This window comes from Streptomyces sp. NPDC088157 (assembly GCF_044741545.1).
Taxonomy (GTDB): Bacteria; Actinomycetota; Actinomycetes; order Streptomycetales; family Streptomycetaceae; genus Streptomyces.
Genome location: NZ_JBIUSU010000002.1, coordinates 700356 through 715428 on the forward strand (window position 1 = coordinate 700356; position 15073 = coordinate 715428).

General features: G+C 70.5%; 11 protein-coding genes. 5 read left to right on the top strand and 6 right to left on the bottom strand.

Annotated features, from left to right (window positions below; all coding sequences use genetic code 11):
• Window positions 1–71: 71 nt before the first annotated feature.
• From ACIPFH_RS09430 to ACIPFH_RS09445, 4 genes are all read left to right on the top strand, one after another.
• A complete protein-coding gene (locus tag ACIPFH_RS09430; RefSeq protein ID WP_401824592.1) occupies window positions 72–1052 on the top strand; it encodes an ABC transporter permease in 981 nt (326 codons plus the stop codon).
• Window positions 1053–1100: 48 nt separating this feature from the next.
• Complete coding sequence (locus ACIPFH_RS09435) at window positions 1101–2138, top strand: ABC transporter ATP-binding protein (protein ID WP_401824594.1); 1038 nt, start codon at window positions 1101–1103, stop codon at window positions 2136–2138.
• A 26-nt stretch (window positions 2139–2164) separates the two neighbouring features.
• Window positions 2165–3226, top strand: a complete 1062-nt coding sequence (locus tag ACIPFH_RS09440; RefSeq protein WP_401824595.1) for an ABC transporter ATP-binding protein — start codon at window positions 2165–2167, stop codon at window positions 3224–3226.
• 430 nt (window positions 3227–3656) lie between these two features.
• On the top strand, window positions 3657–4442 hold the full coding sequence (locus ACIPFH_RS09445; RefSeq protein ID WP_401824597.1) for a BTAD domain-containing putative transcriptional regulator: 786 nt from the start codon (window positions 3657–3659) through the stop codon (window positions 4440–4442).
• 6 nt (window positions 4443–4448) lie between these two features.
• Here ACIPFH_RS09445 and ACIPFH_RS09450 read toward each other — a convergent pair whose 3' ends face one another.
• Window positions 4449–7814 carry a BTAD domain-containing putative transcriptional regulator gene (locus ACIPFH_RS09450; RefSeq protein ID WP_401824598.1) on the bottom strand — a complete coding sequence of 1122 codons (3366 nt, stop codon included), beginning with the start codon at window positions 7812–7814 and terminating at the stop codon, window positions 4449–4451.
• Window positions 7815–8107: 293 nt separating this feature from the next.
• Window positions 8108–8614, bottom strand: coding sequence for a DinB family protein (locus tag ACIPFH_RS09455; protein WP_401824600.1), 507 nt, complete (start codon window positions 8612–8614; stop codon window positions 8108–8110).
• A gap of 99 nt (window positions 8615–8713) precedes the next feature.
• Between ACIPFH_RS09455 and ACIPFH_RS09460 the strand changes: the two genes are divergently transcribed.
• Window positions 8714–9454 (top strand): methyltransferase domain-containing protein, encoded by a 741-nt coding sequence (locus tag ACIPFH_RS09460; RefSeq protein ID WP_401824602.1) that lies wholly within the window; start codon window positions 8714–8716, stop codon window positions 9452–9454.
• 418 nt (window positions 9455–9872) lie between these two features.
• Here ACIPFH_RS09460 and ACIPFH_RS09465 read toward each other — a convergent pair whose 3' ends face one another.
• The 4 genes from ACIPFH_RS09465 to ACIPFH_RS09480 form a co-directional block, all read right to left on the bottom strand.
• Window positions 9873–10994 (bottom strand): ABC transporter ATP-binding protein, encoded by a 1122-nt coding sequence (locus ACIPFH_RS09465; RefSeq protein WP_401824604.1) that lies wholly within the window; start codon window positions 10992–10994, stop codon window positions 9873–9875.
• A gap of 47 nt (window positions 10995–11041) precedes the next feature.
• On the bottom strand, window positions 11042–12103 hold the full coding sequence (locus tag ACIPFH_RS09470) for an ABC transporter ATP-binding protein (RefSeq protein ID WP_401824605.1): 1062 nt from the start codon (window positions 12101–12103) through the stop codon (window positions 11042–11044).
• Window positions 12104–12136: 33 nt separating this feature from the next.
• Window positions 12137–13117, bottom strand: coding sequence for an ABC transporter permease (locus ACIPFH_RS09475; protein ID WP_356255998.1), 981 nt, complete (start codon window positions 13115–13117; stop codon window positions 12137–12139).
• A 123-nt stretch (window positions 13118–13240) separates the two neighbouring features.
• Complete coding sequence (locus ACIPFH_RS09480) at window positions 13241–15046, bottom strand: ABC transporter substrate-binding protein (RefSeq protein ID WP_356256001.1); 1806 nt, start codon at window positions 15044–15046, stop codon at window positions 13241–13243.
• Between the last annotated feature and the right edge of the window lie 27 nt (window positions 15047–15073).

The following is a 15073-nucleotide window of genomic DNA, read 5'->3' on the forward strand; positions in this document are numbered from 1 at the left end:
GCCACCCCCCCTGCGGCCCACCCCCCTCTCCTTACCGCGGCGACGGCGCCCCGTCCGGAAAGTCACGCCTCATGTTCCGCTTCCTTGTCCGCCGAGTCATCGGCGCGATGGTCATTCTGTTGATCATCAGCGCCATCACCTTCTGGCTCTTCTACGCCGTGCCGCGTGACCCCGCCATGATGTCCTGCGGCAAGAACTGCACGCCTGAGAACCTCGCGCAGATCCGGAAGAACCTGGGCATCGACCACTCCATCCCGGTGCAGTACTGGTACTGGCTGAAGGGCGTCTTCGCCGGTCGCGACTACGCCGGTTACGGGTACTGCGACGCGCCCTGCTTCGGTTACTCCTTCGCCAACAACGTGCCGGTCTTCGACACGATCATGGACCGCCTGCCGACGACCCTCTCGCTCGCCTTCGGCGCGGCCGTCGTCTTCCTGGTCCTCGGTGTCGGCGCGGGCATGCTCGCGGCCCTCAAGCAGGGCAGGTTCCTGGACAAGTTCGCCAGTTCGGCGTCGCTGCTCGGCTCGTCGCTGCAGATCTACTTCGTCGGCTACATCGCGATGTACTACTTCGTCGCAAAGCTGGGATGGCTCGACCAGCCGTCGTGGACCCCCTTCAGCGACGACCCGGTCTCCTGGTTCTCCGGACTGCTGCTGCCCTGGCTGGTCCTGGCGATCATCTTCACCGCCAACTACACCCGTATGACCCGCTCGCAGCTCGTGGAGCAACTGACCGAGGACTACGTCCGTACCGCCCGCGCCAAGGGCCTGTCCCGGGCGAACGTGTTCTTCCGGTTCGCCTGGCGCGGCGCGATGGGCCCCATCGTCACGGTGTTCGGCATCGACCTCGGCACGCTGATCGGCGGCGCCATCATCACCGAGCAGACCTTCAGCCTCCCGGGCATCGGCCGGCTCGCGGTGAAGTCCGTGGACCAGAGCGACCTGCCGATGCTGCTCGGCGTGACCCTCCTGGCGGCCGGCGCGATCGTCTTCTTCAACATCATCGTGGACGCCGTCTACGCCCTCATCGACCCGCGGATCCGGCTCGCCTGACCTCCGCCCCGCCCCCGACCTCTCGCATCACCCCCCAGGAGCGTCCCCGTGACGAGCACCGATCAGCAGCCCTTCCTCTCCGTCAGGGACCTGAAAGTCCATTTCTCCACCGAGGACGGCATCGTCAAGGCCGTCGACGGGCTCTCCTTCGACCTGTTGAAGGGCAAGACGCTCGGCATCGTGGGCGAGTCGGGCTCCGGCAAGTCGGTCACCAACCTGGCCGTCCTGGGTCTGCACGACCGCGACCGCACGGCGATCGAGGGCGAAATCCTGCTGGACGGCAAGGAGCTGCTGACCGCCTCCGAGAAGGAGCTCGAGCGGCTGCGCGGCAACAAGATGTCGATGATCTTCCAGGACGCGCTGGCCTCGCTGTCGCCGTACCACACGGTCGGCAAGCAGATCAGTGAGGTGTACCGCAAGCACACCGGCGCCTCCAAGAGGGAGTCGCGGGCCCGGGCGATCGAGATGCTGAAGCGGGTCGGGATCCCGCAGGCGGAGGTCCGGGTGGACGACTACCCGCACCTCTTCTCCGGCGGTATGCGCCAGCGCGCGATGATCGCCATGGCGCTGGTGTGCGACCCGGAGCTGCTGATCGCCGACGAGCCGACCACGGCTCTCGACGTGACCGTGCAGGCGCAGATCATGGACCTGCTCAAGGACCTCCAGCAGGAGTTCGGCACCTCGATCGTCTTCATCACGCACGACCTGGGCGTCATCGCCGACATCGCCGACGACGTACTGGTGATGTACGGCGGCCGGTGTGTGGAGCGCGGCACCAAGAGGGAGGTCCTGCGGAGTCCGCAGCACCCCTACACGCTGGGCCTGCTGAGCTCGATGCCGAACCTGGAACACCCGGTGGACATCCCGCTCAACCCGATCCCCGGTTCGCCGCCCTCGCTGCTGAACCCGCCCACGGGCTGCCGCTTCCACCCCCGGTGCACCTTCGCCGAGAAGGTCGAAGGGGGCCTGTGCTCCAAGGAACAGCCGCCGCTGGAGGTCACGAACGGCCGGGGTTCCGCCTGCCACCTGACCGCCGACCAGCGCGCCGAGTTCTTCACAGACCTCGCCGGCAGCGCCGCGAACTGACGTACAAGAGACGGGATTTCACCACCATGAGCAGCACCACTCCCCTCCTGGACGTCTCCGGGCTCACCAAGCACTTTCCGATCAAGGGCGGCTTCCCGATCCGGCGTACGGTCGGCGCCGTGCAGGCCGTCGACGGGCTGGACTTCCAGGTCGCCGAGGGCGAGAGCCTGGGCCTGGTCGGCGAGTCCGGCTGCGGCAAGTCGACGACGGGCCGGCTGATCACCCGGCTGCTGGAGCCGACGGGCGGCCGGATCTCCTACCGCGGCGAGGACATCACGCACGCGGGCCGTAAGCAGCTGGCGCCGATCCGCTCCGAGATCCAGATGATCTTCCAGGACCCGTACGCGTCGCTGAACCCGCGTCAGACGGTCGGCAAGATCATCTCCGGACCGATGGAGATCAACGACATCCACCCGGCCGGCGGTCGCGAGGCGCGGGTGCGCGAGCTGCTGGAGATCGTGGGTCTCAACCCCGAGCACTACAACCGCTTCCCGCACGAGTTCTCCGGCGGCCAGCGCCAGCGCATCGGCGTCGCCCGGGCGCTGGCCCTGGAACCGAAGCTGATCGTGGCCGACGAGCCGGTCTCCGCGCTCGACGTGTCGATCCAGGCCCAGGTCGTCAACCTGCTCCAGAAGGTCCAGCAGGAGCTCGGTATCGCGTTCCTCTTCATCGCCCACGACCTGGCCGTCGTACGGCACTTCTCGCAGCGGGTGGCCGTCATGTACCTCGGCCGCATCGTCGAGATCGCCGACCGCGAGGACCTGTACGGCAACCCGCGCCACCCCTACACCCGGGCGCTGCTGTCCGCCGTACCCGAGGCCACCGTGCAGGACGAGGGAACCGCGGCTCGCGAGCGCATCCGCCTCGTCGGTGACGTGCCCTCGCCCATCAACCCGCCCTCCGGCTGCCGCTTCCGCACCCGCTGCTGGAAGGCGACGGAGAAGTGCGCGAGCGAGGCTCCGCCGCTGGTGCAGGTCGAGGGCAACAAGCCCGGCCACCTGACGGCGTGCCACTACCCCGAGACCGCGGAAGCCCCGGCCACCGTGCCGGCTCCGCGTCTCGCCAAGGACCCCGAGGCGGCGGCCTGACACACCCCTTTTCGTCAGCCGCCCCCTTCCGGAGCGGACTTTCTCGGCCCATTGACCCGAGCCCATGAACGTCCGGTCCAGGGGACGAAGGCCCGCGCTCACCCGGCGCGGGCCTTCACTCGTTCCGGGACCAGCTCTTCCAGGACCACGGAAAACCACGCGACCAGCCACGACGAACCCGCACCTGAGAACACGGACGGCGCCCACCCCCTCAGGGGCGCGGGGAACTGCGCGACCAGCCACGACGAACCCGCACCTGACAAGACGGACCGCAACCCGCCCGCACCCCCGCACCCCCGCAACCCCGCTCCCCCGCACCCCCGCACCCCCGCTCCCCGCCCAGCCGGCGGCAGCCGTGCAGCATCCATGCGCCAGCCGAACACCCGGCCTGCACAGTGGTGACTCGAGTGGTTCGAGGTACGGGGGGCACATGGAGATTCAGCTGCTGGGATGCGTCGAGGCACGCGCCCGCTCCGGCGACAAACTGCCGCTCCCGCACGGCACCAAGCTGCTGCTGGCGGCGCTGGCCTGGACCCCCGGCGCCTTCGTGGCCGACGAGGTCCTGATCGAGCGGGTCTGGCAGGAGCGCCGGCCCCAGCATCCGCGCGACGCCCTGTACATCCAGGCCACCCGGCTGCGGAAGGCGCTGCGGGCCGACGGACAGCGGACCGAGGGATTCGAACTGGTCCGCAAGCGGGGCGGGTACGTCCTCGCGATCGACGAGCGCTGTGTCGACACCGCGCGGTTCCGCGCCCTGGTCCGGCAGGCGCAGCAGGAGGCCCGCGCCGGCGACACCGAGACGGCTCTCGGCCTCTACGGGCGGGCCCTGGAGCTCTGGCGGGGCGAGCCGTTGTCCGACGTGCGCACGGCCTGGGCGGAGACGGCGCGGGTGACGCTGCGGCGCGAGCACCGGGAGGCGCTGATCGGCAGCACCGAGCTGTATCTGCGCGCGGGGCGGCACGAGGAGTGCCTGCCGCAGCTGCACTGGCTGGCCGAGATGCATCCCTTCGACGAGAAGGTCACGGGCCTGCTGATGCTCGCCCTGCACCGCGGGGGACGGCAGGCGGACGCGCTGCACTGCTTCCGGACGCTGCGTCTGCGGATGACCGACCTCCTGGGCTGCGAACCCGGCCCGGATCTGCGGTCCCTGCACGAACGCATCCTCGCCCGCGACCCGCGGCTGCGGCTCGGGAACGCGTACGCCACGTCCGTCTAGCCCGGCTCAGCCGTCGAAGTGCTCGGTCAGGTAGAGGGTGAGGCGGGACTCGGCGTCCGGAGGGAGCTCACGGTGACGGTGGTGGGGCAGCGGGCGGGACGGGGAGGGCGTCGCGGGGGGATGCCGGACGCCCAGCGCCGCGTACAGGGCGGTCGCCTCCGTCCTGGTCTCGTGCGCCGGGCCGGTGTCACCGTGCGCCTCGTGGGCGGAGGCGAGGGCCGCCGTGGCACGGGCGTGCAGGAGGCGCTGGCCGGAGTCCCGGGCGAGGGCGGCGGCCAGGGTCGCCGCGTCGCGGGCCCGGGTGGGGGCGGCGTCGGTGCTGGCACTGGCGTCGGCACCGGCGTCGAGGAGCGTCAGGGCGGTGGTCAGGTGAACGCGCGGGAGGGTGAGGGGGTTGCCGTCGGCCGCGAGGCGTTCGGCGCGCTCCAGGTGGTCCAGGGCGTCGGCCGGGCGGCCCCGGCCGCGGGCCAGGTCGGCGCGGGCCAGCAGCACCTCGACGAGGCCCGCCCGGTGGCCGGTGCGCTCGGCGATCTCGAAGGCGGCGTCCAGGTGTTCGGCCGTCTCGTCGGCGCGGCCCGCGCGCAGCTTCACCGAGGCGACCCCGACCAGGCTGTCGACCTGGCAGTTGCGGTTCTCCACGCGTCGGGACACGGCGAGGGCGTCCTCGTAGGCAAGGAGCGCGCGGTCGTCCTGGCCGGCGTCGGCGCGGACCCGGCCCAGCGCCTCCAGGGCCACGGCCTCCGTGTAGGGGGAGCCGGAGTCGCGGGAGACCAGGAAGCAGGTGCGCAGCGCGGCCGTCGCCTCGTCGAACCGGGCCTGCTTCTGCCGGACCAGGGCGAGGTTGACGAGGGCCATCGCGCGATTGTGGTGGACCGTGTCACCGATCAGTTCGAGGGCCGTGCACGCCGCCTCCTCGGCCGCGTCCAGGCGGCCCAGGGCGAGGTTCAGGGACGCCGTGTTGATCAGCATGATCTCGACGTTCTTGACATTGTCCAGGGTGCGATAGAGCGCGAGGGCGCGGTCGTAGCAGGGCAGTGCGCGACGCAGCTCGCCCAGGAGCTTGAGGGTGACGCCCTTGCCCTGGAGGCTGCCGGCCTCGCCGTACGTCCAGCCCGCCCGGCGCGCCAGCTCCTCCGCCTCCTCGTACTCCGCCAGGGCGCCCCGCAGGTCCCCGTTGCGCCAGCGGGCACTGCCCAGGGACAGGCTCATGGAGGCCTGGCCGACCGCGTCCCCGTCGCGTGCGGCCACCTCCCGGGCGAGGGTGGCCAGCCGCATCCAGTCGGAGAGCGGACGGCGGTGGTGGAAGAGGTCCTGGAGCGCGTCCACCAGCCACCACACGTACGGCGCCGGTCCGTGCTCGGCGGCATGCCCGATCGCGGCCGCGATGTCGTCCCACTCGCCGTCGAACCAGGCGTACGCCTCCTCGGTGGTGGCGAACTCCCGCGGCAGGGATCCCTCGACGGCTCCGGGGCGGGTGCGCATGACGTACAGGCCGGCCGTGGCGGCCGCGTTGACGACGCTCTGGAGGTAGTGGTCGAGGACGCGGGTGACGGCGGCGGCCCGCTCCTCGGGGGCGTCCTCGGTGGCCGTCCGGTCGCGGGCGTACTCGTGCACGAGGTCGTGCCAGGCCGGGCGGCCGTGCTCGACGTCGCGCAGCAGATGGACCCGCTGGGCCAGCCGCAGCAGGTCGGCCAGCCGGCGTTCGTCGGTCCCGGCGGCAGCGGCGGCCGCCGGGACCGACCGGCCGGTGCCCGGCAGTACGCCCAGCGACCGGAACGCGTGCCGGGCCTCCTCGGGCAGCACCCCGTACGACAGGTCGAGCGCGGCCCGTACGGCGACGGACTCTTCGCCCTCGACATGCAGCCGGGCCAGTCGCCCCCGGTCCGCGAGGTCACGGATGTATGCCCGGATACTGCCTGGCCGGTCGCCGATCCAGGAGCCCGCGACGCACAGGGCGAGCGGCAGGTGGTCGCAGAGTTCGACGAGCCGTGCCGCGGCCTCCGGATCGGCGGCGACGGCCTCCGCGCCGACCGCGCCGCTGATCAGCTCCAGAGCGGCGGCGCTGTCGAGGACGTCGCAGGACACCCGGTGGGCGCCGTCCAGGGTGACCAGGCCGCTGAGCTTGTCGCGGCTCGTCACCAGCGTCAGCGAGCCCGCCGAGGCGGGCAGCAGCCGCCGTACGTACGAGGCGTCGGCCACGTCGTCGAGGACGACCAGCACCCTGCGGTCCGCGAGTAGCGTCCGGTACAGCGCGGTCTGCGCCTCGGCGCCCAGCGGGATGTCGCGCGGGGCGCAGCCCAGTCCCTGGAGGAGCAGCGGCAGGGCCTCCCCGGGGGTCATCGGCTCGGCGTTGTCGAAACCCCGCATGTCGAGGAAGAGCTGGCCGTCGGGGAAGCGGTCGGCCACCCGGTGGGCCCAGTTCAGCGCCAGGGCGCTCTTGCCCACGCCCGCCGGTCCCACGATCAGGGCGAGCGGTTCGCCGGTGCGCAGACAGGAGTCGAGACGGTCGAGGTCACGTTCCCGGCCGACGAAACGGCGTGGAGTGGGCGGGAGTTGGCGCGGCACGGGGCGCTCGGGCACGGCCGCGGGCGTCGGCCGCCCGGGCGGGGCGCCGCCGGATGGGCCGCCGCCTCCCAGCAGCCGCCGGTGCAGATCCCTGAGGTCGGCCGAGGGCTCCATGCCGAGTTCGTCCACCATGCGCCTGCGCAGCGCGGTGTACAGCTCCAGGGCCTCGGCGCTGCGGCCGTCCTGGTGCAGGGCGCGCATCAGCAGGCCGTGCGGGCGTTCGCGCAGCGGGTGGGTGGCGGCCACCCTGAGGAGTTCCGCGATGGCCTCCCGGTGCCGGCCGGTCTCGATCCCCGCCTCGGCCAGGCCCTCCCGGGCCACCAGGTGCAGTTCGGCGAGGCGTTGGCGCTCGGCCTCGCGCGCCGCGACGTCCGACAGGTCGGCCAGCGGCTCGTCCCGCCACAGCGCGAGGGCCTGTTCGCCGCAGCGCCGGGCCGTACGCCAGGCGCCGTCGGCGGCGGCCCGCGAGGCGTCCCTGATGAGGTTCTCGAAGGCCAGCAGGTCGAGTTCCTCCGGACCGGCGTGCATCACGTAGCCGGGCCGCCGGGTGGTCAGTAGTTCCGTCCCCGCCGGGCCGAGCGCGCGACGCACCTCCGCGACCAGGGCCCGTACACGTGCCGCGCCCGCGCTCGGTGGCCGGTCGTCCCAGAGGCACTGAATCAGCCGGTCGACGGAGACGACGTGGTTGGCGTGCAGCAGGAGCACGGCACACAGCGCGCGTTGCCGGCCGGTGAGTACGACGGCCCGTCCGTCGATCTCGACGTCCAGCGGTCCGAGCAGGCGGAACCGGGGCCGTGGGGTGAGCATTCACAGAACGTAGTCCAGGGCCGACGGCCGGGCAACGCCGACCTGAACGAACGGCAACCGCCCGAGGCCCGGACGCAGAGATCCGGCCAACCCCGTGGCGGTGCGCCGCGGCCGGGTGCCGTACGAGGCAGGGCGGCCGGGGCGGGGCGGGCGCCGCGTGTCCCCCGTCGGTCGCCCGCCCCGTACAAGAGTCTCGCCGAGCCGCCTTTCCGGACCCTTTCGGCGATCTTTCATTGGTCTTTCATCCGCGCCCACCAGCGGAAACACTCTTCACGCGGAGGGAGAACGCGCGGTCAGACGCCGGTGCGGCCGTCGATCAGTTCGCGCAGGATGTCGAGGTGGCCGTTGTGCCGGGCCGTCTCCTCGATCAGGTGCAGCAGGATCCAGCGCAGGTCCACATGACGGCCGTCGCGGGTCGCCCGCTGTGCCTCGGTGTCGAGATCCCGCCCGGCCACCAGCTCGCGGTGGAGCGCGGCGTGTTCGGCGTACTCGTCGAGCACCTGCGCGAGCGGGAGGTCGACGGCGATGCGCATCTCGCGGTCGGGGTCCTCGTCGGTCCAGGGTCCCTCGTCCTCCTCGCCGAGGAACACGACCCGGAACCAGTAGTACTCGACCCAGCGCAGATGGTTGACCAGACCGCTCGGGGTCATCAGCGGCGAACCCGGCAGGGGTGCCTTGCGGGCGTCCTCGTCGGTGAGGTCCTCGCACTTGGCGCGCGCGGTGTCGCGGGCGTAGTCGAGGAAGGTGGTGAGCTGAGTGCGTTCGTCCCACGTGGAGGGCATGTCGTCTGTTCTCGTCATCGCGGACGAGCATGTCCGGCCGCCGGCCCGCTTGTCGAGGGGAATACGGATGTTGTGGATCTTGTCCTGTGCCGCTCCGGCGTGTGGCAGACTGCCGCGGTGGTCGATCATTCGTTCGCGGATCTGACACTCGCCGCGCTGTACGACAGCATCAATCCGTGGGGGCCGGACGACGACTTCTACCTGAACCTGGCGAGATCCGCGGACTCGGTGCTCGACGTCGGCTGCGGCACGGGCCGGCTCCTCGCACGGGCCGCGAGGGACGCCCACCCGGGGCGGCTCGTGGGACTCGACCCGGCGGCCGCCATGCTCGTCCAGGCCCGGCACCGGGCGCCCGGCGTGGAGTGGCTGCTGGGAGACCTCAACGCCCGCCTGTGGCACGGCGACTTCGACCTCGTCGTGATGACGGGCCACGCCTTCCAGGTGCTCCTCGGCGACGAGGAACTGCGCACCGCGCTGCGGGCCGTACGCTCGGCCCTGCGCGACGGCGGACGGTTCGTGTTCGAGACCCGCAACCCGGCCGCGCGGGCCTGGGACGCATGGACCCCGGACCACGTCCGCGAGGTCACCGACGCCGACGGCCGGGCCGTACGCGTCTGGCACGAGGTCGAGGGCGAACCGTCCGGCGACCGCGTCACGTTCACCGAGACCTTCGACTGCCCCGACTGGCCCCACCGCCACACCAGCCGCGCCACCCTCCGCTTCCTCACCCCGAGCCACCTCACCGGTTTCCTCACGGAGGCGGGGCTGCAGGTGGAGGAACAGTACGGGAACTGGGACCGGGGCCCACTGACCCGGACGAGCCCGGAGATCATCACGGTGGCGACACCGGCCAGGTGACACGGAGCGGGACCCTGCGGACCCGCAGGCCCCACCAGGAACACGGGGAACTGCGGGGTGACGCCGAGCGGAAGCCCACGGACCCGCAGGCCCCACCAGAAGCACGGGGAACTGCGAGGTGACGCCGAGCGGAAACCCGGGGGCCCGCAGGGCCCATCAGGGGCGCGGGGAACTGCGGGGTGACGCCGAGCGGAAACCCACGGACCCGCAGGCCCCACCAGAAGCACGGGGAACTGCGAGGTGACGCCGAGCGGAAACCCGGGGGCCCGCAGGGCCCATCAGGGGCGCGGGGAACTGCGCGACCAGCCACGACGCACCCGAATGCGCACCCGCACCCGCACCCGCACCCGGCGGGACGACACCGGAAAACACGTACCCGGCGGGCCCGCACCGGAAATCAGGCGCCGGCCCGCCGGAGTCACCCGCTCCCCTCCTCCAGCGCCGCCAGCGCCGGGTCCAGCACGATGTCCTCCTCGCGGGCCTCGATCGTCGGCTCCTCCGGGAAGTGGCAGGCCGTCAGGTGGCCCTCGTGGTTGTCGGCGATCCGGATCAGCGGTGGCTCCTCGGCCGCGCACTTGTCCTGCGCCTTCCAGCACCGGGTCCGGAACCGGCAGCCCGAGGGCGGGGCGATGGGCGACGGCACGTCACCGGCGAGCCGGATCCGCTCACGGGTGGCCGTCTCCCCGCCGGCCACGTTCACCTCGGGGACCGCGGAGAGCAGCGCGTGGGTGTACGGATGGCGCGGCCGCGTGTAGATGGAGTCGCGGTCGCCGACCTCGATGATCTTCCCGAGGTACATGACGGCCACCCGCTGCGAGAAGTGCCGTACGACGGCCAGGTCGTGGGCGATGAAGAGGAACGCGATACCGAGCTCCTGCTGGACCTTCTGGAGCAGGTTGACGACCTGGGCCTGGATCGACACGTCGAGCGCGGAGACCGGCTCGTCGGCCACGATCAGCTTCGGTTCCAGGGCCAGCGCCCGGGCGACGCCGATGCGCTGGCGCTGGCCGCCGGAGAACTCGTGCGGGAAGCGGTTGTAGTGCTCGGGGTTGAGACCCACGATCTCCAGCAGCTCGCGCACCCGCGCCTCGCGACCGCCCTCGGGCTCGATCCCGTTGACCTCCATCGGCCCGGAGATGATCTTGCCGACCGTCTGACGGGGGTTCAGGGAGGAGTAGGGGTCCTGGAAGATCATCTGGATCTCGGACCGGACCGGCGCCAGCTGCCGTCGCGAGGCGTGCGAGATGTCCTGCCCGCGGTACGTGATCGTCCCGGCCGTGGGTTCCATGAGCCGGGTGATCAGCCGGCCGGTCGTGGACTTGCCGCAGCCCGACTCCCCCACCAGGCCGAAGCTCTCGCCGGCCCGCACGCTCAGGTCGATGCCGTCCACGGCCTGCACCTGACCGACCGTACGCCGGATCGGGAAGCCGCCCTTGACCGGGAAGTGCTTGGTGAGCCCCTCCACGACCAGCAGCTGCTCCCCCTCGCCGTCGGCGCCCGCCTCGCGCGGGGCGGGGAGAACGAGTTCCTCTTTCTTCACGTGCTCCTCCTTGCCTTCTTCACGGATTTGCTCCTTACGGCCTGCCCCTACCCCAGTCGGGGCTTGATCTCGTCCACGAAGATGGTCCGCTTCCGCTCCGCCGTGAGGTGACAGGCGGAGGCGCGGTCCGGGGCCAGCAGGGGACGTTCGGTGACACAGCGGTTGCCGCCCACCCGGTCCTGGAAGGTGCAGCGGGGGTGGAAACGGCAGCCGGAGGGCGGGTTCAGCAGCGAGGGCGGGGTGCCGGGAATGGGGGCGAGCGGGGTGCCCAGGTCCGAGTCCAGCCGGGGCATGGAGTTCAACAGGCCCCAGGTGTACGGGTGTTGTGGTGAGCGCAGCACCTGCTCGGTGGTCCCGCGCTCGACCGCGCCGCCCGCGTACATCACCATGATGTCGTCGGCCATGTCGGCGATGACCCCGAGGTCGTGCGTGATGAAGATGATCGCCGTGCCGAACTCCCGCTGAAGGTCCTTGAGCAGGTCGAGGATCTGCGCCTGCACGGTGACGTCCAGCGCGGTGGTCGGCTCGTCGGCGATCAGCAGGTCGGGGTCGCAGACCAGCGCCATCGCGATCATCGCCCGCTGCCGCATACCGCCGGAGAACTGGTGGGGGTAGTCCTTCGCCCGTTCCCCGGGGTTGGGGATGCCCACCTTGCCCAGCATCTCCACCGTGCGCTCCCAGGCCGCCTTCTTGGAGGCGCCCCGGTGCTTCATGTACGGCTCGGCGATCTGCCGGCCGACGGTGTAGTACGGGGAGAGCGCGGTGAGCGGGTCCTGGAAGATCATCGCGATCTTGTTGCCGCGCAGTTTCTCCAGTTCCGACTCCCGGGCCGTGGTCAGCTCCTGACCCTCCAGCAGGATCTCGCCCTCGACGGTGGTGAACATCGGGTTGTGCAGCCCGAGGACGGTCAGATTGGTGACGGACTTCCCCGATCCCGACTCGCCGACGATGCCGAGGGTGCGGCCGCGTTCGAGGTCGAAGGAGAGCCCGTCGACGGCCCGGACGACACCGTCCTCCGTGGCGAAACTGACGTGCAGGTCCCGCACCGAGAGGAACGCGCCCGCGCCGGCCGGGACGGGCGCCCCGGCCTTCTTGGTCACAGTGGTCACGACAAAGCTCCTGACGACAGTCCGGGAAACGGCCTAGGACAGCCGCACGCGCGGGTCGATGAAGGCGTAGCAGGCGTCTACGACGATGTTGCACAGCAGGATCACCGCGGCGGCGAAGAGCATCACGCCCAGCAGCAGCGGAAGGTCGCTGAACTGCACGGACTCCACCGCGAGATGCCCCAGTCCGGGCAGTCCGAAGGTGTACTCGGTGATGATCGCGCCGCCGAGCATCGAGGAGAGGTCGATGCCGAGGATGGTGACGATCGGGATGAGGGAGCCGCGCCAGGCGTACCGGAAGAAGACGTACCGCTGACTCATCCCCTTGGCCCGCGCGGTGCGGATGTGTTCCTCCTGGAGCTGTTCGATCATCGACGAGCGCGCCATACGGGTGTACTGCGCGGCGAAGATCGTGGACAGCACCACCCAGGGGATCATCAGCCCGGAGAACCAGGCGACGGGGTCCTGGGTGAACTCGGTGTACCGGGGCTCGTCGAAGAGGTGGGTCTGGTACACCAGCACGGCCAGTGCGAGCGGTCCCAGGAAGTAGATCTGCATCGAACTGAGCACCATGGAGCCCGCGGTGAACGACTTGTCGATGAGCGTGCCGCGCCGCCAGGCGGCCAGCATGCCGGTACCGAGTCCGACGAACAGGAAGACGACGGTGGCGCCGAGCGCGAGTGAGACGGTGAGCGGCAGCCGGTCCATCAGGGTCGACCAGACCTGCTCGTTGGTGTGGTACGAGTAGCCGAAACAGGGGGCGGGGCAGGGACCTTGGGCGAAGTCGTCCCGGCCCGCGATCAGCCCGTGCAGAAAGATCCAGAACTGCTCGGGGATCGACTTGTCGATGCCGAGCGTGCGGTGGATGTTCTCCAGCGCGTCGGGGGTGCACGTCTTGCCGCACATCAGCAGCGCCGGATCCCGGGGCATGCCGAAGAACAGCAGGAAGGCGACGACGGTCAGCAGGACCAGGATCACCAGCGAGCCGAGGGTCCGGCGAAGAAGGAAGCGCAGCATCTCAGTGGCAGCTTTCGGGCTCGTAAGGCCGGCTCGGAGGGCCGTCTCGGAGGGCCGTGCGGGCCGGTGCGCCCCGTCGCGGAAGCGGGACGGGACGCACCGGGCGCCGTGCTCGGGAAGGGGTTACTTCACGAACAGCCTGCGCGGGTCGATGCCGCCGATGACGTCGTCGTACACGAGGCCACCGATCTTCGAACCGGCGATCTGGGTCTGCTTGTAGTACGCCGTCGGGATGTTGGAGACGACGTCCTTCACGATGTACTCGTTGATCTTGTTCCAGGCCTCCGCGGCCTTGATCGGGTCGGTGATGGTGCTCGCCTTGTCGATGTCGGCGTTGACCTTCGGGTCGTTGACGTGCGAGTAGTTCGCGGCGCCGTCCTGGATCTGGCGTCCGTCGTAGAGCGGCGGGATGACCGTGGAGGCGCTCGGCCAGTCGGCGCCCCAGGCGGTGTGGTAGATGTCGAAGTTGTTGCTGACCTTGCCGACCTGGTCGTAGTACGTCTCGGCCGGGATCTCCTGGCGCTGGACGTCGAAGCCGGCCTTCTCCAGACCGGCCGCCATGGCGGTGGAGTACTGCTGGCCCTCGGGGGTGTTGATGTAGCCGAAGGTCAGCTTCAGGCCCACCTTGCCGGCCTTCTCCAGGAGCTCCTTGGCCTTGACCGGGTCACCGGCCGGCTTCTTCTTCTTGCCGAACGGGTCGAAGTTCGGGTTGTAGCCGGAGACGGTCGGGCTGATCAGACCGCCGGCGACCTCGCGGGCCGCGGCGCCGCCGAAGGCGCGCACGAACGGGGTGATCGGCAGGGCGTAGGCGATGGCCTCGCGGACCGTCTTGTCCTGCATCTCCTTCTGGGACAGGTTGATGTCGATCTGGCCCACGTACGGCTGGTAGCCGGAGACGGTGCGGGGCTTCAGCGTCGCGTCGGCGAGGACCTTGGACAGGTTGCCCGCGTCGACCTCGTTGTTGAAACTGACCGCGGTGGCGTTGGCCCCGGAGTCGTCGAGGATGGCCTTGGTGGAGTCCTCGAACTGCTTGTTGAACGCGAAGGTGAACCGGTCGATGTACTGGTGCCGGATCGGGTCGGTCTTCGGGTCCCAGTCGGTGTTCTTGACCAGGACCATCGACTTGCCGGACTTGAAGTCCTGGATCTTGTACGGGCCCGAGGTCATCGGGGCCTTGTCGTACTTCTCCTTGGTGTCCTTCGCCTTCGAGACGAGCGAGTAGCCGGCCATGGCCAGCGCGTACGGCAGGTCCGGCTTGGCCTTCTTGAACTTGAAGACGACCGTCTTCGCGTCCGGCGTCTCCAGGACGGTGTCCGGCAGGTGCTTGCCGCCGTACGGGCCGCCCTTCAGCAGGTCGCGGTACCCGGTGCCCGGTGTGTCGGCGAGCCACTGCTGGATGAAGGTCGGGCCGTTGGCGACGAACGGCGCGAACAGCCGCTCGAAGGTGTGCCGCACGTCGGTGGCGGTGATCGCGGAGCCGTCGGCCCACTTGACCCCGTCCTTCAGCGTGTACTTCCAGGTCTTGCCGCCGTCGGTGGTGGTTCCGCTGTCGGTGGCCAGGTCGCCGACGACCTCGTGCTTCTTGCCGTCCTCGGAGGTCGCCTTGTAGCCGGTCAGACCGCGGTGGATGAGCTGCGACAGCGCCATCTCGTCGGAGACGTAGATCTGTGCGGGGTCGAGGTGCGCGTAGCTGTCTCTCTGGAGAACGGAGACCGCGCCTCCGGGCTTCGCTCCGGGAACCTCGGCGGCCGGGCCGGTCGAGGCCTTCGCGTCTCCGAAGTCGATGGAGGACTGCTGCCGTTGGGCGTTCTCCTTGTCGTCCTTGTTGCTGCCTTCCTTGCTGCCGCCCTCGCTGCAGCCGGAGAGCACGAGCGCTCCCGCGGCGACCAGCGAGAGCGCGGCGTACGCGCGGCGTCCACCCTTACCCATCACTCGTTTCCCACCCATCTCTTCGAG